This window comes from Nocardia sp. NPDC050793, from assembly GCF_040654065.1.
In the GTDB taxonomy this organism is placed as follows: domain Bacteria; phylum Actinomycetota; class Actinomycetes; order Mycobacteriales; family Mycobacteriaceae; genus Nocardia.
This window is the reverse complement of record NZ_JBFAHG010000013.1, coordinates 59133-85333: the sequence shown is the minus strand read 5'-3', so window position 1 is coordinate 85333 and position 26201 is coordinate 59133. Positions and strand designations below refer to the sequence as shown.

29 protein-coding genes are annotated in these 26201 nt (G+C 68.5%); 14 read left to right on the top strand and 15 right to left on the bottom strand.

Features of this window, described 5'->3' with window-relative positions; genetic code table 11:
• The first annotated feature begins 41 nt into the window (after positions 1-41).
• Genes AB0H50_RS32005 through AB0H50_RS31995 form a run of 3 tightly spaced genes read left to right on the top strand, consistent with a single transcriptional unit; the run spans position 42 to position 1797 of the window.
• Positions 42-821: an exodeoxyribonuclease III gene (locus AB0H50_RS32005; protein ID WP_357460068.1), complete on the top strand. Its 780-nt coding sequence runs from the start codon at positions 42-44 to the stop codon at positions 819-821.
• Positions 818-1315 (top strand): ribonuclease domain-containing protein, encoded by a 498-nt coding sequence (locus tag AB0H50_RS32000; protein ID WP_357460066.1) that lies wholly within the window; start codon positions 818-820, stop codon positions 1313-1315. The genes AB0H50_RS32005 and AB0H50_RS32000 overlap by 4 nt, the downstream gene beginning before the upstream one ends.
• Positions 1315-1797, top strand: coding sequence for a barstar family protein (locus AB0H50_RS31995; protein ID WP_357460064.1), 483 nt, complete (start codon positions 1315-1317; stop codon positions 1795-1797). The genes AB0H50_RS32000 and AB0H50_RS31995 overlap by 1 nt, the downstream gene beginning before the upstream one ends.
• A gap of 10 nt (positions 1798-1807) precedes the next feature.
• Here the strand turns inward: AB0H50_RS31995 and AB0H50_RS31990 are convergent, their stop codons facing one another.
• Positions 1808-2443, bottom strand: coding sequence for a TetR/AcrR family transcriptional regulator (locus AB0H50_RS31990; RefSeq protein WP_357460062.1), 636 nt, complete (start codon positions 2441-2443; stop codon positions 1808-1810).
• A gap of 124 nt (positions 2444-2567) precedes the next feature.
• On the opposite strand from AB0H50_RS31990, the gene AB0H50_RS31985 reads away from it, so the two are divergent.
• The 3 genes from AB0H50_RS31985 to yhjD all read left to right on the top strand — a co-directional run bounded on the left by AB0H50_RS31985 (position 2568) and on the right by yhjD (position 5701).
• Complete coding sequence (locus tag AB0H50_RS31985; protein ID WP_357460060.1) at positions 2568-3572, top strand: oxygenase MpaB family protein; 1005 nt, start codon at positions 2568-2570, stop codon at positions 3570-3572.
• Positions 3535-4566, top strand: a complete 1032-nt coding sequence (trpS, locus tag AB0H50_RS31980) for a tryptophan--tRNA ligase (RefSeq protein ID WP_357460058.1) — start codon at positions 3535-3537, stop codon at positions 4564-4566. Before AB0H50_RS31985 ends, trpS begins: the two co-directional genes overlap by 38 nt.
• 115 nt (positions 4567-4681) lie before the next feature.
• Entirely contained in the window at positions 4682-5701 is a 1020-nt protein-coding gene (gene yhjD / locus AB0H50_RS31975; protein WP_357460057.1) for an inner membrane protein YhjD, read from the top strand.
• A 16-nt stretch (positions 5702-5717) separates the two neighbouring features.
• On the opposite strand, the gene AB0H50_RS31970 is transcribed toward yhjD, so the two are convergent.
• Positions 5718-7025: a D-alanyl-D-alanine carboxypeptidase family protein gene (locus tag AB0H50_RS31970; RefSeq protein WP_357460055.1), complete on the bottom strand. Its 1308-nt coding sequence runs from the start codon at positions 7023-7025 to the stop codon at positions 5718-5720.
• A gap of 184 nt (positions 7026-7209) precedes the next feature.
• Between AB0H50_RS31970 and AB0H50_RS31965 the strand changes: the two genes are divergently transcribed.
• Both AB0H50_RS31965 and AB0H50_RS31960 read left to right on the top strand, forming a co-directional pair.
• Positions 7210-8739 carry an MFS transporter gene (locus AB0H50_RS31965; protein WP_357460053.1) on the top strand — a complete coding sequence of 510 codons (1530 nt, stop codon included), beginning with the start codon at positions 7210-7212 and terminating at the stop codon, positions 8737-8739.
• Complete coding sequence (locus AB0H50_RS31960) at positions 8729-9328, top strand: TetR family transcriptional regulator (protein ID WP_357460050.1); 600 nt, start codon at positions 8729-8731, stop codon at positions 9326-9328. The genes AB0H50_RS31965 and AB0H50_RS31960 overlap by 11 nt, the downstream gene beginning before the upstream one ends.
• A 5-nt stretch (positions 9329-9333) precedes the next feature.
• On the opposite strand, the gene AB0H50_RS31955 is transcribed toward AB0H50_RS31960, so the two are convergent.
• The gene (locus AB0H50_RS31955) at positions 9334-10245 is read right to left on the bottom strand and encodes a phenylalanine 4-monooxygenase (protein ID WP_357460047.1); all 912 of its coding nucleotides are present in this window, start codon (positions 10243-10245) and stop codon (positions 9334-9336) included.
• A gap of 352 nt (positions 10246-10597) precedes the next feature.
• On the opposite strand from AB0H50_RS31955, the gene AB0H50_RS31950 reads away from it, so the two are divergent.
• Positions 10598-10801: a type II toxin-antitoxin system VapB family antitoxin gene (locus AB0H50_RS31950; protein ID WP_357460045.1), complete on the top strand. Its 204-nt coding sequence runs from the start codon at positions 10598-10600 to the stop codon at positions 10799-10801.
• A gap of 74 nt (positions 10802-10875) precedes the next feature.
• On the opposite strand, the gene AB0H50_RS31945 is transcribed toward AB0H50_RS31950, so the two are convergent.
• Entirely contained in the window at positions 10876-12372 is a 1497-nt protein-coding gene (locus AB0H50_RS31945) for an alpha/beta hydrolase (protein WP_357460043.1), read from the bottom strand.
• Between the two features lie 103 nt (positions 12373-12475).
• A complete protein-coding gene (locus tag AB0H50_RS31940; protein WP_357460040.1) occupies positions 12476-14020 on the bottom strand; it encodes an alpha/beta hydrolase in 1545 nt (514 codons plus the stop codon).
• Between the two features lie 111 nt (positions 14021-14131).
• Between AB0H50_RS31940 and radC the strand changes: the two genes are divergently transcribed.
• Positions 14132-14815 (top strand): DNA repair protein RadC, encoded by a 684-nt coding sequence (gene radC, locus AB0H50_RS31935; protein ID WP_357460038.1) that lies wholly within the window; start codon positions 14132-14134, stop codon positions 14813-14815.
• A gap of 1 nt (position 14816) precedes the next feature.
• On the opposite strand, the gene AB0H50_RS31930 is transcribed toward radC, so the two are convergent.
• From AB0H50_RS31930 to sdhC, 7 genes are all read right to left on the bottom strand, one after another.
• Complete coding sequence (locus AB0H50_RS31930) at positions 14817-15251, bottom strand: PIN domain nuclease (RefSeq protein WP_357460035.1); 435 nt, start codon at positions 15249-15251, stop codon at positions 14817-14819.
• Entirely contained in the window at positions 15248-15457 is a 210-nt protein-coding gene (locus AB0H50_RS31925) for a type II toxin-antitoxin system VapB family antitoxin (protein ID WP_084501563.1), read from the bottom strand. Before AB0H50_RS31925 ends, AB0H50_RS31930 begins: the two co-directional genes overlap by 4 nt.
• A 313-nt stretch (positions 15458-15770) precedes the next feature.
• Entirely contained in the window at positions 15771-16505 is a 735-nt protein-coding gene (locus tag AB0H50_RS31920; protein WP_357460033.1) for a hypothetical protein, read from the bottom strand.
• A gap of 183 nt (positions 16506-16688) precedes the next feature.
• On the bottom strand, positions 16689-17462 hold the full coding sequence (locus AB0H50_RS31915) for a succinate dehydrogenase iron-sulfur subunit (RefSeq protein ID WP_357460030.1): 774 nt from the start codon (positions 17460-17462) through the stop codon (positions 16689-16691).
• The gene (gene sdhA / locus AB0H50_RS31910) at positions 17462-19231 is read right to left on the bottom strand and encodes a succinate dehydrogenase flavoprotein subunit (protein ID WP_357460028.1); all 1770 of its coding nucleotides are present in this window, start codon (positions 19229-19231) and stop codon (positions 17462-17464) included. The genes AB0H50_RS31915 and sdhA overlap by 1 nt, the downstream gene beginning before the upstream one ends.
• 91 nt (positions 19232-19322) lie before the next feature.
• Positions 19323-19754: a succinate dehydrogenase hydrophobic membrane anchor subunit gene (locus AB0H50_RS31905; RefSeq protein WP_357460026.1), complete on the bottom strand. Its 432-nt coding sequence runs from the start codon at positions 19752-19754 to the stop codon at positions 19323-19325.
• Between the two features lie 5 nt (positions 19755-19759).
• Positions 19760-20158 carry a succinate dehydrogenase, cytochrome b556 subunit gene (gene sdhC, locus AB0H50_RS31900; protein WP_357460023.1) on the bottom strand — a complete coding sequence of 133 codons (399 nt, stop codon included), beginning with the start codon at positions 20156-20158 and terminating at the stop codon, positions 19760-19762.
• Between the two features lie 336 nt (positions 20159-20494).
• Here sdhC and AB0H50_RS31895 point away from each other — a divergent pair, with 336 nt between their 5' ends.
• From AB0H50_RS31895 to AB0H50_RS31880, 4 genes are all read left to right on the top strand, one after another.
• Positions 20495-20896, top strand: coding sequence for a cytidine deaminase (locus tag AB0H50_RS31895; RefSeq protein ID WP_357460020.1), 402 nt, complete (start codon positions 20495-20497; stop codon positions 20894-20896).
• Positions 20897-20974: 78 nt separating this feature from the next.
• The gene (locus AB0H50_RS31890) at positions 20975-22264 is read left to right on the top strand and encodes a thymidine phosphorylase (RefSeq protein WP_357460017.1); all 1290 of its coding nucleotides are present in this window, start codon (positions 20975-20977) and stop codon (positions 22262-22264) included.
• Positions 22265-22408: 144 nt separating this feature from the next.
• Positions 22409-23506, top strand: a complete 1098-nt coding sequence (locus AB0H50_RS31885) for an adenosine deaminase (protein ID WP_357460014.1) — start codon at positions 22409-22411, stop codon at positions 23504-23506.
• A 217-nt stretch (positions 23507-23723) separates the two neighbouring features.
• Positions 23724-24374, top strand: a complete 651-nt coding sequence (locus AB0H50_RS31880; RefSeq protein WP_357460257.1) for a hypothetical protein — start codon at positions 23724-23726, stop codon at positions 24372-24374.
• A 36-nt stretch (positions 24375-24410) separates the two neighbouring features.
• Here the strand turns inward: AB0H50_RS31880 and AB0H50_RS31875 are convergent, their stop codons facing one another.
• The 3 genes from AB0H50_RS31875 to AB0H50_RS31865 are packed head-to-tail and all read right to left on the bottom strand — an operon-like array spanning position 24411 to position 26190.
• Positions 24411-25661: a primosomal protein gene (locus AB0H50_RS31875; RefSeq protein WP_357460012.1), complete on the bottom strand. Its 1251-nt coding sequence runs from the start codon at positions 25659-25661 to the stop codon at positions 24411-24413.
• 26 nt (positions 25662-25687) lie between these two features.
• On the bottom strand, positions 25688-26035 hold the full coding sequence (locus AB0H50_RS31870) for a YbaB/EbfC family nucleoid-associated protein (RefSeq protein ID WP_357460010.1): 348 nt from the start codon (positions 26033-26035) through the stop codon (positions 25688-25690).
• On the bottom strand, positions 26032-26190 hold the full coding sequence (locus AB0H50_RS31865) for a hypothetical protein (protein WP_357460007.1): 159 nt from the start codon (positions 26188-26190) through the stop codon (positions 26032-26034). Before AB0H50_RS31865 ends, AB0H50_RS31870 begins: the two co-directional genes overlap by 4 nt.
• Between the last annotated feature and the right edge of the window lie 11 nt (positions 26191-26201).

Sequence of the window (26201 nt, the reverse complement as noted above, 5' to 3'; positions counted from 1 at the left end):
TCCGGGGGCGGTATCTCTGACCAGCATTGTACGGTCGTTGCGTGCCCTACATCATCTCTACGGTCAACGTAAACGGCGTCCGAGCGGCCACGGGCAAGGGCATGCTCGACTGGCTCGCGGCCACCGAGGCGGACATCGTCTGCCTGCAGGAAACGCGCGCCACCGACGAGCAGACCCGCGCCGCGCTGGCGCCCGCGCTGGCCGACGGCTGGTGGCTGGCGCACGCCGAGCCGGAGTCCAAGGGCAGGGCCGGTGTCGGCATCCTGTCCAGGCGGGAGCCGAAGGCGGTGCGGATCGGATTCGGCAGCGCCGAGTTCGGCACCTCGGGGCGCTACCTGGAGGCCGAATTCGACGAGGTGACCGTCGCCAGCGTGTACGTGCACTCCGGTGACGCCGGCACCACGCGCCAGGACGAGAAGTACCGGTTCATGGCCGAGTTCGGTGCCTACTTGAAGACCCGCGCCGGCGACTTCGTGGTCAGCGGCGACTGGAACATCGCGCACACCGAACGCGACCTGAAGAACTGGAAGGGCAACCTGAAGTCGGCCGGGTTCCTGCCCGAGGAACGCGCCTGGATCGACGAGCTGATCGCCGCGGGCTATGTCGACGTGGTGCGTCAGCTGCATCCCGGCGTCGACGGGCCGTACAGCTGGTGGTCCTACCGCGGCCGCGCCTTCGACAACGATTCCGGCTGGCGCATCGACTACCAGTTGGCGCGCGGCGAGCTGCCCGGCCGCGCGAAGCAGGCTGTCGTCGAGCGGGCCGCCGCCTACGATCAGCGCTGGTCCGACCACGCTCCGGTCACGGTGCAGTACCGATGAACGGCAAAGTGATTCGGGCGCTGGCTGCGCTCGGCGCGGTGGCAGTGGTGCTGGTGCTCGCGGTGCTCGCGTCGCGCGGCGGCTCCGACACCGACCGCACGGCGGGCTCGGCCACCGCGACGATCCACGCCACGGCGACCGCCTCGAACGTCTCCGCGCGCCCGACCGGCGTCTCGCCCGCCGCGGTCACGGCCACACCCAGCCGGGCGCAGGGCGTACCCGACCGCGCCTACGTCACGCTGGCCGAGATCGACGCGGGCCGCTGGCCGGATTCGGCGAACGCGCCCGGCACCAAGGGCGGCGAGCGCTGGATGAACCGGGAGGGCACGCTGCCGCGCACCGACGCCGCGGGCAGGTCGATCACCTATCAGGAGTGGGACGTCAATCCCAAGCAGCGCAACCGTTCCCGCGATGCCGAACGCATCGTGACCGGTAGCGACGGCACGGCCTGGTACACCGGCGACCACTACGAGACCTTCACGAGGATGCGCTGATGCCCCGTCCGGTCCCGCTCTCGCGGTTCCTCGCCCGCGCCGGCGACGGCGCGCCTTCCGTCCGGTCCGAGCCGGTGCTCGGCGCGCTGCCTGTCGACGCGCCGGAACTGAGCGAAGTCCGCTATCGCGCGCCCGCCGGGTACCTGGTGCGCGAGTTGCGCGGGCGCAAGATGCGCGGCACCGCCGGCGTGTTCGACGAGTGGGCGGCGGCCTTCCAGTTCCCGTACTACTTCGGCGCCAACAAGGACGCCTTCGACGAATGCCTGCGCGACCTGGACGATTTCGTCGGGGAGGCGAGCGGTTACGTCGCCGTGGTGCGCGACGCGGCCGCGCTGCTCGACGATCAGCCCGAGGAGCGGGACTGGTTCGAGCAGGCGATGCGCGACTGCGCGGACTACTGGGCGCGGCGCGAGGTCGCGTTCCGCGTGGTCTATCAGAGCCGGCCGTTCTCGGCCGAGGTCGTCGCGCTGACCCTGGCCTGATCGGCCCGCGTTACCCGAGGCGGCGCGCGAGGTCCTCGCCGAGCAGCACGAACACGTCCGTGGTGTGTTCGATGAGCTCCTCTTTGGTGAGCGGCAGATCGCCTTGCAGCCACGTCGTCAGCGTCTGCACCAGGCCGCCGACCAGGTAGGTCGCGCGGAAGAAGATGGCGGGATCCGGTTCGGGATCGGTGATGCCGTAGAAGTCGATGCCCTCGGACGCGACCATACGCGCGAACACACGGATCGTCTCGGTGGTTCTGGCGCGCAGTTCCGGCGTCGCCATACCGGCGACCAGCGCGACCTTGGCCTTGCGCGGATCGTCGGTGAGCAAGTGGATGCCCGCGGCGATGGCGGCGTGCGCCTTGGCTCGCGAGTCGTCCGGAGCGCCGCGCAGGCCGTCCAGGATCGCGATGGCCAGTTCCTCGGCGATCCGGTCGGTGAGCGCGGTGAGCACGGCATCGCGGCTGTCGAAGTTCTCGTAGTAGTACCGCTCGTTGAGCCCGGCCTGCGCGCACAGCCCGGAGACGGTGAGCTTGGCCAAGCCGTGCACGCCGATGATCTCGAGCGCTGCGTCCAGCAGTGCGGTGCGTCGCTGTGCCCGGCGTTGGTCGGCGGAGACGCCGCCGTAGGTCCGCTGCGCTGTCACAGCACGATTCTGGCACGGACACGATTCTGGCATTGAGTATTGCCAGAAGGCTGGATCTGGGGGATTCTATTGCCAGATGGTGTCGGTCCCGGTGCAGGCCGGGGCTTTCGATGAGGAGACAACGATGTCCGCACACCCGTCCCAGCCCGGATACTTCGCAGGCAACTCGATGGCGCGACGCGTCATGAGCAAGCGCGCCGTTGGCCTCACCTACGGACAGCGGGCGCTGGTGATCGGCGCTGTACACCCTCGGCTCTACGTCGGGACGGCCGAGAACACCGAGCACCGCGGCACGCCCTACACCCGGCTGGCGCTGACCGGGAAGCTGTTCGAGGCCGTCTTCCTCGGCAGCAAGGAGGAGGCGGACCGGGCGCTGGCCTTCACGACCAAGAAGCACGCAAAGGTCGTCGGCGAGCTGCCCGAGGACGCCGGGCCGCGCCATCCGGCGGGCACGCCGTACTCGGCCCTCGATCCGCACCTGATGTTCATGACCATGGCGTTCACCTTCGATTCCGCCGAGGCGATGTACGACCTGCTGGTCCGCAGGCTGACCGACGGCGAGCGGGAGGGGCTCTACCAGGACTACGTGCGCTGGGCCGAACTGTTCGGCATGCCCAGCGACGCCGCCCCCGCCGACTATCGCGCCTTCCGCCGCTTCTTCGACGGCTACCTCGCCTCCGACGAACTGTTCCTCACCGACGAGGCCCGGCTGGTCGGGTCGTACCTGGCGGGTCAGCGTGTCCCGTATCCGCAGCGGGCGCCGTTGCAGCAGGTCGCCTCGGCGTTCTTCCTGCTGGTGCAGGGCAGTCTGCCGCCGCGCATCCGCGCCATGTACGGCATGCGCTGGGGCACGGCCGACGAGCTCGCTTTCCGCGCGCTCGCGGGCGGTGTGCGCACCGCACACGTCGCGCCGCCGCTCGCCCCCAAGGTGCTGCGCGGCACGCTCGCCGGTCCGAGCGGACCGGTCTACCGGTTGGTCTCCGAACGCGAGCGCAAGCTGACGCGGACCGGCAGGCCGAGCATGCCCGGCGTCGACCCGCGCAACTGGGCGGCTCGAAATTCCGCTGGACTCGCATGGGAAGATCGAGGGCATGTCGAGTCCCGCATCAGCCCCGGTCGTCGAGCGTAAACAGCGTGTGCTGTCCGGGATCCAGCCGACCAGCTCCTCGTTCCACCTGGGCAACTACCTTGGGGCGCTGCAGTACTGGGTGACCATGCAGGACGACTACGACGCGCTGTACTTCATCCCGGACATGCACGCCATCACGGTCCCGCAGGACCCGAAGGAACTGCGGGCGCGCACCAGGGCAGCGGCGGCGCAGCTGCTGGCGATCGGCATCGACCCCAAGAAGTCGACGCTGTTCGTGCAGAGCCAGGTGCCCGAACACGCCGAGCTGGCCTGGGTCCTCAGCTGCATCACCGGTTTCGGCGAGGCCAGCCGGATGACCCAGTTCAAGGACAAGTCGGTCAAACAGGGCGCGGAGAACGCCACCGTCGGCCTGTTCACCTACCCCGTGCTGATGGCCTCCGACATCCTGCTCTACCGCCCGCACCAGGTGCCGGTCGGCGAGGATCAGCGTCAGCATCTGGAGCTGACCCGAAACCTGGCGCAGCGCTTCAACACTCGCTTCAAGAAGACCTTCGTGGTGCCGGACGCGCACATCGTCAAGGGCACCGCGAAGATCTACGACCTGCAGGATCCGACCGCCAAGATGAGCAAGTCGGCCGCCACCGACGCGGGCTTGATCAACCTTCTCGACGATCCGAAGATCACCGCCAAGAGGATCCGTTCGGCGGTCACCGACACCGAGCGCGAGATCCGCTACGACCCGGACGCGAAACCCGGCGTCAGCAATCTCCTGGTCATTCTGAGCTCGCTGGGCGGAACGCCGATCGTGACGCTGGAGAAGGATTACGAGGGCAAGGGTTACGGCGACCTGAAATCCGACGTGGCCGACGCACTGGTCGAATTTGTCACGCCCTTGCGCGCCAAGGTGGAAGAGTATCTTGCGGATCGAGGCGAACTCGACCGTGTCCTCGCCGCCGGTGCGGAGCGGGCGCGGGAGATCGCAGGCAACACCCTCGCACAGGTCTACGACCGGGTGGGTTTCCTGGCCCGCTAGCTCGGGTACGACGCTTGCGAGGGGTCGGGTGCGACTCCGCCTTCGCTCCGGCTGTGCGCGGGCAGGCGGCGGATCGCGCCCGGCCGCGTTCATCGGGTGTCGAAGGGGCGAGCACGTGCAGGCGATCGACAACGTCAAAGCCGGGATCGAACGCCGCGTGCAGGCGCGGCCGTGGCTGGATCATCTGATCCGGGCCGGCGGCCGCTACGAGCGTCAGCGCGGCGACTACTACGCGGCCGGGATCACGTATTTCACCGTGCTGTCGCTGTTTCCGTTGCTGATGGTGGGGTTCGCGGTCGCGGGCTTCGTGCTGGCGGGCAACGAGCAGCTGTTCCGAGAACTGCAGGACAAGGTCGTCGAGACCATCCCCGGCGAGCTCGGTACCCAGCTCAACCAACTCATCGATCAGGCGGTCCGTTCGCGCGGCACGGTCGGCGTGCTCGGCCTGCTCGCCGGTCTGTACACCGGACTCGGCTGGATGGCGAATCTGCGCGCCGCGCTCACCGAGCAGTGGGAGCAGAAGACCGAGGAAGGCAACTGGTTGCGCACCAAGATCTCCGATCTCGGCGCGCTGATCGGGCTGGGCCTGGCCTTCGTGGTGTCGCTCGGGCTTTCGGGGCTGGCCTCCAGCAATCTGGGCGCACAGCTGCTGGCGCGCTACGGTCTCGACGAGCTGCCTGGCGCTCGGCTGCTGTTGACGCTGCTGTCGATCCTGTTCGCGCTGCTGGCGAGCTGGGCGGTGTTCGCGTGGGTGATCGCGCGGCTCCCGCGTGAGCCCGTCACGCTGGCCAGTGCCGCGAGGGCAGCGCTGCTCGCCGCGCTCGGTTTCGAGGTCTTCAAGTTCGTCGCGTCGATCTACCTGCAGATCGTGCTGCGCAGCCCGGCGGGCGCTGCCTTCGGTTCGATCATCGGTCTGATGGTGTTCACCTACATCACCTATCGCATCATCCTGTTCGCGACGGCATGGGCCGCTACCGCTTCCGAGAACGAGCCCGAGGTCGAGCCCCCGACCGCCGGAGCCGTCATCCGGCCGCGGGTCGTCAACCGCGCCGGGTCGTTCGGCAGCGGCGCGGCCTACTTCGGCGCGGGCGCGCTGGCCGCCCTGGGGCTGGCGACCTTGCGCAGGCGTCGCTGAGCGGGCCCGCGCCGGCTCAGCGGCGTTGGCGATTGACGCGCCGCGCCTTGAGCAGCAGGAACAGGATCAGCACGAGGCCGCCGACCATCACCAGCGTGCGCGTGCCCACGTGATCGCGCTCGCGCTGCGGGCTCGCGAGCACGTCGCCGCCCTCCGTGCCCGGCGGAGTGGCCAGTGCCGCAGTGGATTCGGCCTCGTTCGTCTCGTGGTTCGTCTCGTGATTCGGCAGCCGGCCGACCTCGGTGCCGCGCGGCAGCGCGAAACCGTAGTCGAGCAGCCGGGCCGCCTGTTCCCACGGCCGTATCGGGCGCACCTCGGCTTGCAGCAGGGCCACCGCCAGCCTGCGCCCGTCGCGTTGCGCGGCCGCGACAAAGGTCTGCCTCGCGTCGTCGGTGTAGCCGGTCTTGCCGCCGAGCGCGCCCTCGTAGTTGAACAGCAGGTGGTTGTCGTTGCCGACGGCGAAGCCGGGGTGGTCGGGGTCGCCCGGAATCTTTGGATTCCTGGGATACCCAGGGAAATCGATCTGTTCGGTCTGGATGAACTCGGCGAACAGCGGGATGGTCATCGCCTCGCGGAACAGCAGCGACAGGTCGTAGGCCGAAGTGCTCATGCCGGGCCCGTCGAGGCCGGACGGCGTCGCCGCGCGAGTATCGAAGGCGTACAACGATTTCGCCAGCTGGTTCATCTTGGTCACGGTCGCCTCGTCGCCGCCGAGCTGGGCCGCGATGGCATGCGCGGCGTCGTTGCCCGAGGCCATGATCAGCGCCTGGAAGAGCTGCCGGTTGGTGTATCGACCGCCGGGGCCGATGCCGACACGGGTGCCGTCGACGTCCGCGTCCTCCTGGGTGCCGGTGACCACCGTGTCCAGCTCCAGCGCGCGCAGCGCGACGGTGGCCAGCAGCACCTTGATGGTGCTCGCGGGGCGGTAGCGCCCGTGCGGGTCCTTGGCGGCGAGCACCTCGCCGGTATCGAGGTCCGACACAACCCACGCGGTCGCGGAGATGTCCCGCGGAGCGGGTGGCGCGCCCTTCGGCAGCACCACGCCGCACTCGCCCATCCTGGTCCCGCCCACCGGAGGAACGGGAACCGAGAGCGGGGCGGGTGTCGGCTTGCCCGGCGCGGGCGCCTCCGAGGCGTCGATCGGCGCAGGCGGCTTGGTCTTCTGCGGGCAGTTGTCCGTGTTCGGGGTGGTGAACGGAGTGGTCGTCGAGGTCGGCGGCGCCGCGAGAGCCGGCGTCGCGATCAGGCCGCCGAGCAGTGCGGCGGCAGCCAGCGTGCCTGCGAGGCGTCGCGTGGCGCGGTGGCCAGGATGCGAGATCTTCATCGGGAGCGAGCGTAACCGGCGCGCTCGGCCGAAGGCCGCCAATCAGCCCGCACATGGCCGGGACGAGGGCGGACGCGCGCATAGCCGGACAGCCGCGCGAAGGCCGTGGATCGCCGAGTATTGACAGCTACCATTAAATGAGAGCTACTATCAAATAGTAGTAGCTTCCATTTTTGGAGAGATGATGAACGCTGATTCCCGGCGGTGGCTCGCCCTCGGCGCGCTGGCGCTCGCCATGCTGACCATCGGCCTCGACGTGACTGTCCTGACCGTCGCGCTGCCCACCCTCGCCGTCGACCTGAACGCGAATACCGGTGCGCTGCAATGGTTCAGCTCCGCCTACACGCTGGCGCTCGCGGCCTTCATGCTGCCCGCGGGCGCGCTCGGCGACCGCTACGGCCGCAAGCGGGTCCTGCTCGCCGCCCTGATCTTGTTCGGCTTGGCCTCGCTGGCCTGCTCCTTCGCGGACACCTCGGGTCAGCTGATCGCCGCGCGGGTGGTGCTCGGCATCGCCGCCGCGGCCATGATCCCGCTGTCCATGGCGGTGCTGCCGGTGCTGTTCCCCGAGCAGCGGGAGCGGGCCCGAGCCATGTCGATCTGGGTCACCGCCACCTCGCTCGGCCTGCCGCTGGGGCCGGTGCTCGGCGGCTGGCTCGTCGACAACTTCTGGTGGGGCTCGGTCTTCCTGATCAACGTGCCGATGGTGGTGGCGGGCGCGGCGGCGGTGGCGGTGCTGGTGCCCGAATCGCGCAACCCGCAAAAGCTTCCGCTCGATCTGCCGGGCGTGCTGCTGTCGATGCTCGGCATGCTCGGCGTCACCTACGGTTTCATCCGCTTCGGCGAACAGGGTTGGGGCGACCCGCTGGCCTGGGTGGCGCTCGCCTGCGGCGCGGTCACCGCGGCGGCGTTCCTGCTGTGGCAGCGACGCGGACGTCATCCGCTGATCGACTTGGCGTTGTTCGGCAGCAACGGTTTTCGCTGGGGTTCGGTGTTCGCCGTGCTGATCACCTTCGCGATGTTCGGCATGTTCTTCACCGTCCCGCAGTACTACCAGGAGGTGCTCGGCGCCGACGCGCTCGGCAGCGGACTGCGACTGCTGCCGATGATCGGCGGGCTGGTCGTCGGTGCGCGGCTGGGAGATCGGGTGCTGCCGAGGGCCGGTGCGCGGGTGGTGATCACCGCGGGGCTGGCGCTGCTCGGCATCGGCCTCGGCTGGGGCGCGTTGACCGAGGTGGACACCGCCTACTGGGTCACCGCGTGCTGGATCACGCTGGTCGGCGCGGGCATGGGCATGGCGATGCCGGTCGCGATGGCGGTCGCGATCGACGACCTCGATGTCGCCCGTGCCGGTGTCGGATCCGCGCTGTTGCAGGCGTTGCGGCAGGCGGCGGGCACCATCGGCGTCGCCTTGCTCGGCACGGTGCTGGTCACCCGATACCGGGCCGAACTCGGCGCGCTGAACGTCGCGCCTTTCGACGACGGGGTGAGCAGCGGGGCGGCCGCCGCGAAGGCGAGCGGAAGCGCCGACGCGCTGGCGCAGGTCCAGTCCGCGTTCGTCGGCGGAATGAGCCTGATGCTGTGGGTCTGCGCGGCCATCTGCGCGGTGTCGGTGCCGCTGGCGCTGTGGGTGCTGCCCCGTCGCGCGCCCGCGCCTGTGGACGCACCTATCGTCGCCGCGGCCCGGGATGGGTCAGAATCGACACATGTCGGTTGAGTCAACAGGTGAGGGTGTCGCGGCGCCGGGACTACGGGAGCGCAAGAAGGAGCGGACCCGCCGGACGATTCGCACCGAAGCGTTCCGGCTGTTCCGCGAGCAGGGCTACGGCGAGACCACCATCGAGCAGATCGCCGCGGCGGCCGATGTATCGCCGAGCACGTTCTTTCGCTACTTCCCGACCAAGGAGCAGTTGGTCATCGCCGACGATCTCGATCCGCTGTTGATCGAGGAGGTCCGCAACCAGCCGCGCGGCCTTTCCCCGATCCGTGTCTTCCGCAACGCGATGGATTCGGTATTCGCCACGCTGACGCCCGAGGAACTGGCCTTCGAACAGGAGCGCCAAGCGCTGATCTACCACGTGCCGGAGCTGCGCGCCGCCATCGGAATCGAGCTCGAGCGCGGCATCGAGATGATCGTCGACCTGATCGCCGAATACCTCGGCCGCCCGGCCGACGATTTCGAGGTGCGCGTGGCGGCTGGCGCGGTGGCCGGTGCGGGCATTGCCATTTCGCTGCGCACGCCGGTGAACGCGGAGAATCTCGGCCGCGCGATGGACTTCCTCGAGGCCGGTCTCCCGCTCGAATAGACCCGTCAGCTCGCCTCGGCCACCGGTGGGCGCTTCTTGTCGCGCAGAGCGCGCAGGGGAGTGTCGTCGTCCATCTCGGCGAAGAAGGCGCCGACCACGTCCTCGATCTCCGAGATCGACTCGGCGCAGTAGAGAATCGGCTGGTAGTGGGTGATGTCGTAGGTGGCGGTCCCCATCGTGACCACGTCGAGCGGCCGCAGCTCGGCATTCCGGAACTCGTCCAGCTCGCCGTAGGAGGACAGCAATCCCGCTCCGTAGCAGCGGATTTCGCCATGTTCGCGCACCACGCCGAACTCCATCGAGAACCAGAACACGTCGGCGAGGAATTTCAGCGCCTTCTCGGTGGTCAGCCTGGCGACCGCCGCGCCGACGGTTTCGTAGATGGCGGCGAAGCGCGGGCTGGCGATCTGATTGGCGTGCCCGATGATCTCGTGGATGGCGTCCGGTTCGGGGGTGTAGAGCGGTGCGGAGTGATGCCGGATGTACTGGGTGGAGTGGAACACGCGTTCGGCGAAGGAGCCGAAGAACTCGCGCAGCGGCACGAGCCCGGCGGCGGGAACGTAGCGGAAACCGGTGAGCGGGGTCAGGGCCGCGGTCACGTCGTCCAGTTGTGGAATGTGGTCTGCGGGCAGGTCGAGCCGGGCCGCGGAGGCCAGTACCTCCGCGCACGCGTAGGTGCGGTGTTTACGGGCCAGTTCTGCGGAGACGATCCGCCAGACCTGCTGTTCTTCGTCGGTGTAGTCGATCTTCGGTGCGGGTTCGCCCGGCGTGTGGGCCAGCGCGAGGGCGGCGATGGCATTGCGGCGGGCACGGTACTCGGGATCGTGCACGCCGGGGTGCTCATCGCTCAGGTGCACCGTCACGTCGCCGTCACGGGTACGGGTGACCGGTGAGTACAGCTGAGCCTCGGTGAACATACTTCGATGCAAGCACCGCCTGATCGATCCGACAATGAAAGCCCTCCCAGCTGTACACACTGCCTAGCTGGCCGGGCTGGTTCCCTCGATTACCGGTCTCGTGATTGGAAAACGGTGACAGTCGGCGATTCGGTGGCGGACGTTCGCGTTGCTCCGCCTTCGCTGCGGCCGTCGGCGGCCCTCGGCCGGGTGAGCCACGGATGCATCCGGCCGGACTTCGAGACAGGGTTCAGCTGCGCCGGTGACGCGGAATGCGCTGCGCGCCCTGCCGTGGATGCCGGCGGGTGTCCGCGATTTGCCGGACATGGGCGGGGGTGATGGCGCAAGATGGCGAAAGTACGAAGGAGGACGCATGCATACCGTGCGGATCGATCTCGACCAGAAGCTGTTGGCCGCCGCCGCCGAAATCATGGGGACGTCCAACAGCAACGCCACCGTCAACGAGGCGTTGCGCCGAATCGTGGTGCACGAGCGGCAACTCCATCACCTGGAGAAGCTGGCCTCGGGTGTGCTGTGCGCGCTACCCGCACCGGAGGTCGTCACCGTCGACGGTTAGACGGGCGCTGCCGGACGAGGTCCGTCGGCAGTCCCATGCATGGCCGGAGCGAAGGCGGAGGCCCGACCCGCCGCCTATCGCTGTTGTGCGCAGCTGGTGTCCGGCGGTGGAACGAGTTCGATCAGGTATTTCATGACCGGCTCGTCCACGCAGCGCACGCCCTTGAACGTGACGCCGTGCTGGGTGGCCGCGTAGGTGATCAGTGGTGCGTCGAGGGCTTCGGCCAGCCGCACGCCGCGCTCGTACGGCGTCGCGGGATCGCCGGTGGACGCCACGACGACCACTTTCGGCAGGCCAGTGATCACCGGCGGATGCGGCTGCCAATTCGGCGGCACCGGCCAGAACGCACAGACGTCCAAGGCTGACTCGGTGATGGGCAGTCCGCTGTCGAAAATGGGGGCGACCTCTCGGATTCGGCGTTCCTGCTGGGTTACTTGTGTCCGGTCGGTGACTCTGACCTCCTCGAGGCACTTCACCGCCAGGTGCACGCCCAGCCCGACGGACTCGGAATGGCCCGTGGTGATCGCCTGGAGTGCGTCGCCACGGCCCCGGCTCAGCTCGGCGAGGGCTGCGGTGAGGTCCGGCCAGAGTTTCGGGCTGTACATCGAGGCGATCACCCCCTCGACCACATCGAAGAAGTCCACTCCGCGCTGATCCGTGGTGGCCGCGGGGTGGTCGATCAGCGGCAGAGTCAGCTTCCGGTAGACCTCGGTGGCCTGCCGGGGGTCGGTGCCGAGCGGACAGTCGGGTGCCGTCGCGCAGTCCGCCGCGTAGGCCTCGAATGCCCGCTGGAACGCGGCGGCGTCGGCCACCGGATCACCCATGTTGGCCGCCGGATCGATAGGACCGTCCAGCACCATCGCCCGGACCCGGTCCGGGAACATCTCGGCGAAGGTGGAACCGATGCGGGTGCCGTAGGAACCACCGAAGTACGTCAGCTTCTGCTCGCCGAGCACCGTCCTGATCACATCGAGATCCCTGGCCACATCGACGGTCCCGACATGCGAGAGCAGCTTCCGCCCCGAACCTTCCGCGCACGCGACGGCGTAGTCCTCCACCTCCTCTTCCAGTTGGTCGACCTCGCCGAAGGTATGGCCGACCCCTTGAAGCAACCGCTCCGTCCGCGTCTCCTCCGCGGACGGGCAGCGCACCAGCGGCGTCGAGGCGCCGAGTCCGCGCACATCCATGCCGATCACGTCGAAGCGTTCGGCCAGCGGCGTTTTCGCCAGCATCCTCGGCATGTCAAGGCCGGGTCCGCCAGGGCCGCCCGGGTTGGTGAGGATCGCGGCGACACGCTCGCCGCGCGCCCGCAGCCGAGAGATGGCGATACGGGCGGTCTCGCCCGCGGGATCGGCGTAGTCCAGTGGAACCGTCACCCGCGCGCATTCGATGCCCTCGGCGGAAAGCCCCGCGCCGCCGGGATAGTTCTCGCACGACTCCCAGGTGAGGGTCTGGCGGAGGAACGGTTCCAAGGTCGGAGCCGGTGCGACGAGCGGTTCATCGTCCGCGCACGCCGCCGTGGTGAGCAGCAGCGCCGCCAGCGCCGCGCGCGGAAACCACGACCGCGCCACTCCCTTGATTGTCCTGCGCCTTCGCACTATTCGCCTTCCCCCGGATACCGGTCCGCCGAACAGTGTGCCCGAACCGGCGGTCGTCGCGCCTGCTGGGACCCGCTCAGGCCGGCCGGCAGACCAGTCCTTCGGGCGGTGGGGTGAGATCGATCAGATAGCGCAACACCGGCTCGTCCACGCACGCGACACCCTGGTTGACGGCGCCGTGCTGCACGCCCTCGTAGGTGATCAGGGACGCGCCGAGCGCGCGGGCCAGGTTCTTCCCGCCCTCGTGCGGGGTGGCCGGATCACCGGTGACGGAGACGACCACGACCTTCGGCAGCTTCGGCACCGAGGGGACGTGCGGCTGGGAATTCGTCGGCACCGGCCAGAAGGCGCAGATGCCCAGCGGAGCCTGTCCGCTGGCGCGACCGTCATCGAAAATCGGTGCGGCGGAGCGGGTGCGACGGTCCAGTTCGGCGGCCTCGGTGCGATCGGTGACGCGCTTCTCCTCGAGGCAGAACACCGCCTGCTGCAGATCCCGGTCGACGATGCTCGGGCTCGCCATGACGTCCGCGAACGCCAGCAGGGCGTCGCCGCGGCCGTCGGCCAGCTCTCGCAGACCCGTGGTGATACCGGGCCAGCCCGCCGGGTTGTACAGCGAATTGGCCACCCCACTGAGCGCGTCGCGGTAGCCGAGGCCGCGCGGGTCTGCCGTGGCGGCGGGCCGGTCGATCAGTGGGAGGACGAGGGCATGGAAGGCCGCGGTGGCGCGGGCCGGGTCGGTGCCGAGCGGACAGTCCGGCGCCTTCGCACAGTCGGCGGCGTAGGCGTCGAAGGCCTGCTGGAAGCCGCGCGAGAACACCACCGTGTCGACCATGTCGGTGGCCGGGTCGACGCCGCCGTCGAGAACCATGGCGCGCACGCGATCCGGGAACATCTCCGCGAACGTGGAGCCGAGGCGGGTGCCGTAGGAGCCGCCGTAGTAGGTCAGTTTCTCGTCGCCGAGCGCCGCCCGGATCACATCGAAATCCCGTGCCACCTCGCGGGTTCCGACGTTGGCCAGTACGTCGACGCCGGTCCGCTGCACGCATTTGGCGACGTAGTCGCGGTGTTCGCGCTCGGTCTGCGCGATGCCTTCGGCCGAATAGTCGACGTCGAGCTCGTTGCGCTCCGCCTGGAACTCCTCCGGCGTCAGGCACACCACCTTCGGTGTGGAGGCGCCGAGGCCGCGCACGTCGACGCCGATCACGTCGAAGCGTTGCGCCATCTCGCTTTTCGCGAACATCAGCGGCATCGCGAGTCCCGGCGATCCAGGGCCGCCGGGGTTGGTGAGCAGGGCGGCGATCCGCTCGCCGCGAGCAGGCAGGCGGGAGATGGCGATCGAGGCAGTGGCGCCGCTCGGCTCGGCGTAGTCGAGCGGGACGGTCACCCGCGCGCACTCGAGGCCGCCCGCGGTCAGCTCGGCGCCGTGTGGGAAGTCCGCGCAGGAACCCCATTCGACTCGCTGGTCGTAGTACCTGTCGAGATCCGGGCTCGCCGCGGTGCCGGAGCCACCGCAGGCCGCGAGCGTCAGCAGCGCGATCGCGCTCAGTGCGCGGACGGCCCGCGCCGCGCCGTTGCGGCCGTGGGCCGCCGAGTTCTTGGAGTCCTTGCGCCAACCAGACATTCGTCCCCCCAATCGGTTCGTCCCCCATTCTGCCCGAACCGCGCACCCACCCGACCTGTCGGTGGCCGCTGGCACAATCCGAACTCTCCAACGCCTTCGAGGGGGTCTGAGATGTCGGTACCGATCGCCAACCTGCCCTTCGGCCAACGCCCGCGTGAGCGACTGCTCGCGGTCGGCCCGCACGCGCTCAGCGACAGTGAGCTACTCGCCCTGCTGCTCGGCCAGGGTCGCCGGGGCGAGAGCGCCCTGGAACTGGCCGCGGAACTCCTCGCCGAATACGGCGGCATCCCCGGGCTGGCCGCGGCCCGGCCCGAGGAGCTGTTCCGCAGAGCGGGGGTCGGTGTCGCCAAGGCCGCCGCGATCATCGCCGCCTTCCAGCTCGGCAGCAGGGCGCGCGCCGAACCCGAGGCCGCGCCGCACCTGGAAAGCGCCTTCGACGTCGTCCGCATCGCCCGCCCACTGTTCGACGGTGTCCGCGTGGAACGAATCCTCGTGCTGGTCTGCGACACCCAAAACCGCTTGCGGCAGAAGGTTTTCGTCGCCGAAGGCGCGGTCGATCAGGTCGCCGTCCCGATCCGCGAAATCCTCAACACCGTGCTCCGCCACGACGGTCGCGCCTTCGCCCTCGTCCACAACCACCCCTCCGGCACCGCCACACCCAGCCTCGACGACCGCCGCACCACCACCGCCCTCATCGAAGCCGCCCGCACCGTAGGCCTCCGCTTCCTCGACCACGTAGTCCTCGCGGGCGAACAATGGTCCCGCGCCACCCCGACCACCCTCGGGCGCGAATGAGTCAGTTCAGGCTGCCCGGAGGGGCCACCCACACCTGCGGTTGCCGGGTGACGGCCGCGATGTGCTCGAAGTCGGCGTCGTAGTGGACCAGGACCGCGCCGTGGAACTCGGCCACGGCGGCGGTGAGCAGATCGATGATCCCTGCCGAACGGTGCTGACTCCTGCGCGCCATAAGGAGTTGAACCTCCCGGGCGCGGTCGGCGATGGTTTCGTTGATGGGCAGATTGACGTATAGAGAGCGGCGTCGCTGGCCGATGTTCTGCACGTCGGCCAGATTGCGACCGGAGTAGCCTGCCTCCAGGTCGACGGTGACGCAGGTCGCGGCGGCGCGATCGGCGATGAGGCCCGCGATGACACTACGTACCGGTGGGTGCCTGATGCGAGCGGCCGCCGAGGTGTCGACGAGATGCAGCCGTAGCGGCGTCGTTTCGGTCAACGGCGAGCCTGGCGCATGATCTCCGGGTCATCGATGTCGGGTCCGACCCCGAAGCCGTAGGGATCGTTCAACACCTGCTCGATCCGTCGCCTGCGATCGGCCACGAACTCGAGCGCGGCGTTGACCGTGTCCTTCTTCGTGGTCGTGCCCAGCTCCTTAGCGGCCAGCGCCAGCGCTTCGTCGTTGAGGTCGATCATGGTCTTCATGTGTCTCACGATAAATCTCCAGCTGTGTGCCCAGCAATATCGATAGATATTCGTAATCATCGCTGCCGCGGATCGGTGTGCTCTGGTCGGCTGGAGGAGCCCCAATAGCTAAGGTCGCCGCCATCTTTCGGGACAGTGGCGACCTTCGGAGCCCGGTGAGTCAGCGGGCGAAGAGACAGACAGGCATTATTACGGTCTCGGTTCCTGGCACAGCGACTCGGCGTCGCCGGATGGTCGGTGACACGTTGCGAATCTGGTGTGGCCATCATCGAGAGCGCATGGCCGGGGAAACGGAGCTGCTGTGGGATTCGGCCTAGCTGAACGGCATTGCGACACACCAGCGATCGAAGTCATGCTTGTTCTTGCCCTGATTCAGGCGCGGCCAGTGCTTCTCCTGCGCCAGGACCAGGAACCGGCTGCGCTCGCCGTTCCGGAAGGCGTGCGCTTTCCAGAACTGCACCGACGAGCCGGAGTCGGGCGTCTGCCAGCTGTAAGCGTTGTAGTACGCATCGCTGTCGTCGTAGCCGAAGCTCTCGGTGTTCCGGGGGAGCCCGGTCACGACGGCCTCGACGTCGGAGCGGTCGGCGTACGCCAGTACCACATAGGTCGGCTTGTCGAACATGCCCCAGCAGTCCCAGGCGCCGGTCCAGTTCCCGAGCCGGAGCGTGTCGTCCTGCGGCGCGACAACCCGCTCGCCCGCGTCCCGCCAGAAGCAGCTCTGGCCGTCGTATCCCAATCCGGCCCCACTCGACACGTGCCTGGCCAGGCCTGGAAAGAGCCGCGCCATGTCGTCCTCATCGGTGGCGCGGTTGGCCGCGTACGCGATCGCGACCACGGCGATCAGCACGACAACGAGCACCGCACCCACCCCGCCGAGTACCCATCCGACAACGCTGGAGGACCGCCGCGGCGGCGCGCCGTGCGGAAATCCCGGCCCGTATCCGGGAGCCATCGGCATCCCCGGCGCGGGGCTGTACCCCGGGGCGCCGCCAGGGTAATAGCCCTGAGCCGGGCCCGGTGCGGACCAGCCATGACCGTTGTACTGCACATTGCCCCCCTCGGATCGATCTCCGACGGAGACTATCAAGTGCGGCTCGACCTGGCACTCCCGTCCATCCGCCGTCCACGACCAGGTGGTCGCATCGGTCTCGCCGATGAACGGCGAAGGCCGCCACCATCTTTGGATGGCGGCGGCCTTCGGTTGGCCGGTGGATCCGTGCGGATCCGGAAATCAGCGGGTGAAGAGCAGGGCGCGCTTGACTTCCTGGATGGCCTTGGTGACCTCGATGCCGCGGGGGCAGGCGTCGGTGCAGTTGAAGGTGGTGCGGCAGCGCCAGACGCCTTCGACGTCGTTGAGGATGTCGAGACGTTCGCGGGCGGCTTCGTCGCGGCTGTCGAAGATGAAGCGGTGGGCGTTCACGATCGCGGCCGGGCCGAAGTAGCTGCCGTCGCTCCAGTACACGGGGCAGGAGGTGGTGCAGCAGGCGCACAGGATGCACTTGGTGGTGTCGTCGAACCGGGCGCGGTCGGCCTGGCTCTGGATCCGCTCGCGGGTGGGCTCGTTACCCGTGGTGATCAGGTAGGGCTTCACCGCGCGGAACGCGTCGAAGAACGGCTCCATGTCGACGACGAGGTCCTTTTCCACGGGCAGGCCGCGGATCGGCTCGACGGTGACGGTGAGCGACTTACCGCCCTTGGGCAGCATGTCCTTCATCAGCACCTTGCAGGCCAGCCGGTTCACGCCGTTGATCCGCATCGCGTCCGAACCGCAGACGCCGTGCGCGCACGAGCGGCGGAAGGTGAGCGTGCCGTCCAGGTAGGACTTGATGTAGATGAGCACGTTCAGGAAGCGGTCGGTCGGCAGGACCGGCACCTGGAAGGACTCCCAGTGCGCGCCTTTCTCGTCCTCCGGGTTGAACCTGGCCACCTTGACGGTGATCATCACCGAGCCCTCGGGGACCGGAGCCGGCTTCTGCGAGGAGGGTGCTTCGGCTACAGCAGTCATCAGTACTTACGCTCCATCGGCTCGTAACGGGTCTGCACCACCGGCTTGAAGTCGAGGCGGATGTCGGCGATGAGCTCGGGGCTCTCCTTGTAGGCCATCGTGTGCCGCATGAAGTTCACGTCGTCGCGGTCCGGGTAGTCCTCGCGCGCGTGGCCGCCGCGTGACTCCTTGCGGTTCAGCGCGCCGACGACGGTGACTTCGGCCAGTTCCAGCAGGAAGCCGAGCTCGACGGCCTCCAGCAGGTCGCTGTTGTACCGCTTGCCCTTGTCCTGCACCGTGATCCGGGTGTACCGCTCCTTGAGCGCGTGGATGTCGGTGAGGGCCTGCTTGAGCGTGTCCTCGGTGCGGAACACCGCGGCGTTCATGTCCATCGTGTACTGCAGCTCGGTGCGGATGTCGGCGACCCGCTCGTTGCCGTGCTCCGAAAGCAGCATTTCCAGCCACTCGGTCACCATCTGTGCCGGCTTCTCCGGCATGTCGACGAACTCGGTGCGCTGGGCGTACTCCGCGGCGGCAATGCCCGCGCGGCGTCCGAACACGTTGATATCGAGCAGCGAGTTGGTGCCGAGGCGGTTCGAGCCGTGCACCGAGACGCACGCGCACTCGCCCGCCGCGTAGAGGCCGGGGACGATGTCGGTGTTGTTGCGCAGCACCTCGCCGCGGATCCGGGTCGGGATGCCGCCCATCACGTAGTGACAGGTCGGCATGACCGGCACCGGCTCCTTCACCGGGTCGACACCCAGGTAGGTGCGGGAGAACTCGGTGATGTCGGGCAGTTTCTCCTCGAGCACGTCCTCGCCGAGGTGGGTCACGTCGATGAGCACGTAGTCCTTGTTCGGACCGGCGCCGCGGCCCTCGAGCACCTCGAGCACCATCGACCGGGCGACGATGTCGCGCGGCGCGAGGTCCTTGATGGTGGGGGCGTAACGCTCCATGAATCGCTCGCCGGAGGCGTTGCGCAGGATGCCGCCCTCACCGCGGACCGCTTCCGAGATCAGGATGCCGAGGCCGGCCAGACCTGTCGGGTGGAACTGGTGGAACTCCATGTCCTCCAGCGGCAGACCCTTGCGGAACACGATCGCCATGCCGTCGCCGGTCAGCGTGTGCGCGTTCGAGGTGGTCTTGTACATCCGGCCCGAGCCGCCCGTGGCGAACACGATCGACTTGGCGTGGAAGACGTGCAGCTCGCCGGTGGCCAGCTCGTAGGCGACCACGCCGGTGGCGACCGGACCGCGCTCGGTCTCGGTGAGCACCAGGTCGAGCACGTAGAACTCGTTGAAGAACTCCACGTCGTGCTTGACGCAGTTCTGGTACAGCGTCTGCAGGATCATGTGGCCGGTGCGGTCGGCGGCGTAGCACGCGCGGCGGACCGGGGCCTTGCCGTGATCGCGGGTGTGCCCACCGAAGCGGCGCTGGTCGATCTTGCCCTCGGGGGTCCGGTTGAACGGCAGACCCATCTTCTCGAGGTCCATCACCGCGTCGATGGCCTCCTTGGCCATGATCTCCGCGGCGTCCTGGTCGACCAGGTAGTCACCACCCTTGACGGTGTCGAAGGTGTGCCACTCCCAGTTGTCCTCTTCGACGTTGGCCAGCGCGGCGCACATGCCGCCCTGGGCCGCGCCGGTGTGGCTGCGGGTGGGGTACAGCTTGGTCAGCACCGCGGTGCGGACCCGGGGACCGGACTCGATCGCCGCGCGCATGCCCGCGCCACCGGCACCGACGATGACGACGTCGTAGCGGTGTTCCTGAATCGGTCGCGATTCACTCATGCCTGCACCTCGCTCCGCTCGGCTCCGGCATGTGCGAAGCACGCTGTGTCGATGATTCGTTCGCTGCGCTCACTCATGCGAGGGCCTGTTCCTAACTGATGTTGGGGTCGAAGGTGAAGATGACGTAGGTGCCGACGCCCATGACCAGGATCATCGAGATCACCAGCAGGGTCTTGAGCCAGAACCGGGTCGAGTCCTTACGGGAGTAGTCGTCGATCACGGTGCGCAGGCCGTTGCCGCCGTGCAGCTGGGCCAGCCAGAGCATGGTGAGGTCCCAGACCTGCCAGAACGGGGAGGCCCAGCGGCCCGCGACGAAGGCGAAGTTCAAGCGCTGCACACCGCCGTCGATCATCAGCATGATGAACATGTGGCCGAGCACGAGGACGATCAGCAGCAGGCCGGAGAAGCGCATGAACAGCCACGCGTACTTCTCGAAGTTGTTGCTGGAGCGGGCGCGCGGCGAGCGGGGCAGATCCAGGCTGGCCGGCCGGTCGTGAGACTTACCGAGGACAGGTGCAGTCATGGTGATCAGTGCTCCGTGAACAGGTAGAAGAACTGGCGGCCGACACCGGCGGCGGAGACCAGGACCCAGATGGCCAGCACGATCCAGAGCATCTGGCGCTGGTAGCGCGGGCCCTGCGACCAGAAGTCGACGAGGATCACGCGGACGCCGTTGAGCGCGTGGAACAGCACGCAGACCACGAGACCCATCTCCATCAGCGCGACGAGTGGGTTCTTGTAGGTCTCGATCGCCTGGTCGTAGGTGTCCGGGCTGACCCGGACCAGCGCGGTGTCCAAGACGTGCACGAAGAGGAAGAAGAAGATGGTGACACCGGTGATCCGGTGCAGCGCCCAGGACCACATTCCGGGGTCGCCTCGGTACAGCGTCTTCCGCTTCGGCTGGGCCGGAGCTTCGATCGTGGTCATAGAGTGCGGTGCCTCCAACGTCGTTGATGGACCCGGTTTCAGGTCCCGGGCCGGCCGCGTGAAGGGGGCGAATGCCCAGGTTGCTGCGCTGTGCTTCATGTGTGCCGTGGCACGTGCTCCATGTGTGCCGTGGCACGTGCTCCGTTTGCACGGGGCCCGCCGGGAACCTGAACCGATCTGTTGTGGACTCTAATCCTCTCGGTTTCCCGGAACTAATTCGGCGTGCCGTGCGTTGCGCGACATTCAGCTGGGTTAGGTTTACCTTTGTTGATGCGTAATGGGCTGTGCGGCTGCTGCCGCGCGGCCTTGTCGCGGTTGTCCGGCGGGAGGTTCTCGATGGCCGAAATCGAGTGGAATGTTTTGCGCGACAATGCTATTCGAGTTATGCGCAACGCCTATGCACCCTACTCGCGTTTCCCGGTGGGTGCCGCTGCTCTCACTTCCGCCGGGCGAATTGTGAGCGGTTGCAATGTGGAAAATGTCTCATATGGATTGGCCCTCTGCGCCGAATGCGTACTCGTCGGTAACTTATTCGCGAGTGGTGGAGGGCGACTGACGGCCGTCTCGGTCTGCGATTCCCGCGGCGAAATCCTGATGCCATGCGGTCGCTGCCGCCAACTTCTCCACGAGCACGGCGGCCCCGATCTCCTGGTGGACCACCGCACCGGCCCGGTCCGGCTCCGCACCTTGCTGCCCGATGCCTTCGGCCCCGACGACCTGGACGCCGGGCAGCAGTAGTCGCCGTGATGCGGTGAGGCTATCGGAGCGGTCCGACAAGAACCCAGCCGTGCCGAGGTGTCGTGCCAGACTGGCCGGGTGACGGGTTTGGACGCGGTTTCGATCATCACGACCAAGCGCGACGGCGGGGAGCTCTCGGACGCGCAGATCGACTGGGTGGTCGACGGATTCACCCGGGGCGCGGTCGCCGACGAGCAGATGTCGGCGCTGGCCATGGCCATCGTCTGGCGCGGGATGACGCGCAGGGAGACGGCCCGCTGGACCGCCGCGATGATCGCGTCGGGTCGGCGGATGGACTTCACGGACCTGCCGCGCCCCACGGTCGACAAGCACTCCACGGGCGGGGTCGGGGACAAGATCACGCTGCCGCTCGCGCCGCTGGTCGCGGCCTGCGGCGCGGCCGTGCCCCAGCTGTCCGGTCGTGGGCTCGGCCACACCGGGGGCACCCTGGACAAGCTCGAGTCGATCCCCGGCTGGCGGGCCGACCTGGCGACGCCGCGCATGCGCGAGATCCTGGCCGATCCGAAGGTCGGCGCGGTCGTCTGCGCCGCGGGCGCCGACCTCGCCCCAGCCGACAAGCGTCTCTACGCCTTGCGCGACGTCACCGGCACGGTCGAGTCGATCCCGCTGATCGCCAGCTCGATCATGAGCAAGAAGATCGCCGAGGGCACCGGCGCGCTGGTGCTCGACGTGAAGGTGGGCGCGGGCGCGTTCATGAAGGACCTCGGCGCCGCCCGCGAACTGGCCACGACCATGGTCGCACTCGGCCAGGACGCGGGGGTGCGGACGGTCGCGCTGCTCACCGCGATGGACACTCCGCTCGGCCGCACCGCGGGCAACGCGCTCGAGGTGGCCGAATCGGTCGAGGTGCTGGCCGGTGGCGGACCGGCCGACGTCGTGGCGCTCACCCTGGCGCTTGCGCGGGAAATGGTGGCGCTGGCCGGCCTGGACGTCGATCCGGCCGATGCGCTCGCCGACGGCAGGGCGATGGACTACTGGCGCGCGATGATCCGCGCCCAAGGCGGAGACCCCGACGCGCCGCTGCCGCGGGCCGCGCTCACCGAGACACTGCGCGCCGACCGCGACGGCGTGCTGACCCGTCTGGACGCCATGGGCGTCGGCGTCGCCGCGTGGCGCCTCGGCGCGGGCCGCGCCCGCCAGGGCGACCCGGTGCAGTTCGGCGCGGGCATCGAGATGCACGCCAAGCCGGGCGATCCGGTCGTCGCCGGAGAACCTTTGCTCACCCTGCACACCGACACCCCGGACGCGATCCCGGGAGCTCTTGCCGCACTGGGTGATTCGATCACCATCGAGGAAGCGGCACCCGCGGGCGAGTCGCCGTTGGTCTTGGACCGGATCGGTTCCTGAGCGCCGGCTCCAAGCGGGCGGCCGACGGTGATCGGCAACGCCGCGTCGACGCGCTGTGGACCGCGCCGTAGCCGGACGGCAACGAGATGGTTGCCACGCCGGAAGTTCGCTGCCGATTCCGCGCGGCGCGGCTAACGTGTGGTCATGACAGGACCGATGCCACTCACCCTCGCCTCGATCCGCCAAGCTCCGAAGGCACTGCTGCACGATCACCTAGACGGTGGTCTGCGGCCCGCGACTGTGCTGGAGCTCGCCGCCGATTGCGGTTACGACGACCTACCAGCCACCGATGAGGCCGCCCTCGGCGACTGGTTCCGCGACGCGGCCGACAGTGGATCGCTGGAGCGCTACCTGGAGACCTTCGCGCACACCGTCGCGGTGATGCAGACGCCGGAGGGCCTGCGCCGGGTGGCCAAGGAGTGCGCCGAGGACCTGGCCGCCGACGGCGTGGTGTACGCGGAGGTGCGTTTCGCGCCCGAGCAGCATCTGGAGCGCGGCCTGAGCCTGGACGAGGTGGTCGAGCACACCCTGGCCGGCTTCCGCGAGGGCGAGGCGGCCGCCGCCGAGGCGGGGCATTCCATCGTGGTGACCTGTCTGCTGACGGCCATGCGGCATGCGGCCCGTTCGCTCGAGATCGCCGAACTCTCGGTGCGCTGGCGCGACCGGGGCGTCTGCGGCTTCGACATCGCCGGCGCGGAGGCGGGCTACCCGCCCAGCAGGCACCTGGACGCGTTCGAGTACATGCGGGCCAACAGCGCGCACTTCACCATTCACGCGGGCGAGGCGTTCGGGCTGCCGTCGATCCACGAGGCGCTGGCGTTCTGCGGCGCCGACCGGCTCGGGCACGGCGTGCGCATCACCGACGACATCCACGTGCCAGGCGCGTTGGCGGACGCGGAACTGGGACTGGTCGCGAACTATGTGCGGGACATGCGAATTCCGCTCGAGCTGTGTCCGTCATCGAATGTGCAGACCGGCGCGGTGCCCGCGCTGGACAAGCATCCCTTCGACCTGCTGGCCCGGCTGCGCTTCCGCGTCACGGTCAACACCGACAACCGCCTGATGAGCGACACCACGATGAGCGCGGAGATGCTCAAGCTGGTCGAGACCTTCGGCTACGGCTGGAGCGATCTGGAGCGGTTCACCATCAACGCGATGAAGTCGGCCTTCATCCCGTTCCCGGAAAGGCTGCGCATTATCGACGACATCATCAAGCCGGGGTACGCGGTACTGCTGGGCTGAGAGCGTGCGTCTCGCCGCTCCAGCGCGTCTCGCCGCACTGTTGCACATCGTGCCGGGGGTCCGGCGAGTGCACCGGCGCACGTCGGGCAGGCGGCCTCGGTGAGTCCGCACTGGTGCGCCACACACCACGCGGGGCGAGGTCGCCTATCTCGCGCGGTGCGGGCGGACAGCCCACGGAGAGCCCCAATAGAGCCCGTTATCGTGGGATCTCGTGACGATGGTGCAGATTTCTGGTCGATTCAACGGTCCGCCGAATTCGGGCAACGGCGGCTACGTCGCCGGATGCCTAGCCGAACACCGCGACGAGAGCACGGTGACGGTGATGCTGCGGAACCCGGCTCCGCTGGACACGCCGTTGCGGCTGGAGGACGGCAAGTTGTTCGACGGCGAGCGCCTGATCGCGGAATCGCGGGCGGGTGTGTTCGAACGGGACGTACCGGTATCCGTCGCACGCGAAGTGGCGGAGGTCGCTGCGGGCTCGTACGAGACCAACGACATGTTCGCGCACTGCTTCGTGTGCGGAAGCGCGCGCGGCGACGGCCTGCGCATCGAGCCGGGTCCGGTGCGCGAGGGCGTTGTCGCGGCGCCGTGGACGCCGGACGAAACGCTGCCGATCGACGCCGCGCTGCTGTGGGCGGCGCTGGATTGCCCCGGCGGCTGGTCGGTGCCCGACATGCTGGAGCAGCCCGCCCTGCTCGGTTCGATGACCGCCGCGGTGTTCGACCTGCCCGAGGCGGGCGAGCCGTGCGTTGTGGTCGGCGAGAGCCACGGCGCGCAGGGCCGCAAACTCTACTCCGCCACCGCGGTGTACGGCGCAGGCGAGCGGCTGCTCGGCCGCGCCGAGCACATCTGGATCCGATTGAAATGAGTTGGGGCCGAATGGATTCGGCCCCAACACGACGAACTACTGCGGCGCGAGCCGAGCCTCGAACGCGCGCTCGAGCTCGCGCCAGCTCTGCGCCTCCGCGGCGAACGGCGGGTTCGGCGCCATCCGGGTCGGGTCCGGGTTGAGCAGGTAGGAGACGTACCAGCCCAGGGGAGTGGACTGGGCCAGCGCCTGCTCCACCGTGTCGTCCTCGGCGTAGTCGGCGGCATCGGTGAACAGTTCGACGGCCAGGTCGAGCTGCTCGATGTCGACCGCCTCCGGGCCCTCGGCCAGATCGTCGGCCAGGCCGGGCAGCACGTAGACGTTCTCGTCGGTCACCTCGACCTCGAGCGAACCGTCCACGGCGGCGGTCTGCACCTCACCGTAGGTGCTCACCCTCGCCAGATCGTGGTCGTGCTCGTCGGCCAGGTAGCGGGCGAGGGCGCGCTCGGAACCGAACACGGTGATCGAGCCGTTCTTGCCGAGGAAGATCGGCTCGTCGTCGAGGTAGCAGCGCAGCGTGAAGTGAGTGCCGTCCGCGGTCACGATCTTGACCGGGTCGATGCCGACCTCGTGCCAGAACGAGTCGTCCTCGTCCTCGTCTTCTTCCTCTTCGTCCAGGTCGACGGATTCGAATTCCTCGTCCTCGTCGCTGTCGGCCGCGTCGTCGGCATCGACCACGTTCTCCTCGGCCGCGAGCAACTCGGCTTCGGCGACCGCGACGGCCTCGGCGTCCACGTCCGGGGTGGCGACCACCGAGTCGATGGCGTCGAGCACCGAGTCCCAGTCCTTGGCGATGGCGGCGCCGATCTGGTCCCAGAGTTCCTCGCCGTCGCGCCCGACGAACGCGCTCACCCCGCCGGGCAGCGCGCCCAGCACGGGGTGCGAGCCGAAGAACTTGGTGACCGTCTCCAGCTCGCACACCTCGCCGATGTTGCGGACCATGCCGAGGGTGTCCTCCAGCTCGGCGATGGTCTCCCCGTCGGGGTCGCCCGCCGCCAGCTCGGCCACCGCGACCAGGTCGAAGCTGAAATCCTCCTCCGGCTCCAGTTCCACCGCCGAGAGTCCGGCGACGACCTTCCACGCGGGATGGTCGACCAGATCGTTGTCGGAGTTGGTCCTGATGAACGCGGCCAGCTCGGCGACGGTATCGAAGCCATAGAGGGAATCCTCGTGACCGAGGAATGCCATCCACTCGTCGTCACCGTCGCGCCAGCGCGGTGCCCACAGGGTGACGAGATCGCCGTCGGTCAGGCCGAGCTCGATCGGGACGATGTCTCCAGAAGCCATGTGCGGAAGCCTATCGACCTTCCGGCTCAGGCACTATCCGGCCCGCCCCCAATAGTGCCCGCCGCGCCGCTGGGCGCCGGGGCGAACGACTCGTTCAGTGTCGCAACGACCTTCGAGCGCTGTGCTCCGGCGTCCTCGGAGGCCTGCCTGCAGGCCCAGACGATCAGCTGGGAGACGTCGGCGGGCGCCATCGACGTGACCGCCTCCGACAGCGTCAGGCCGACCAGCGCGCCCTCGCTGTTCATCTCGACGGTGACCGCCCCGTCCTCGGTCGTGAACTGGCCGCGCACCTGCTTGAGGCCGTACAGCGCGGCCTCGAGCGCCTCCAGTTTCTGGGTCGCACTCGCGACGAGCGCGTCCATCTCCGCACTCATGCCTCCACCTCGCGGACACTCGTCTCCGGCATGCGCGCGGCGCGCTGGTACATGATTCGCTCACTGCGTTCGCTCATTGCCTGCACCTCGCGGACACTCGTCTCCGGCATGCGCGCGGCGCGCTGGTACATGATTCGCTCACTGCGTTCGCTCATTGCCTGCACCT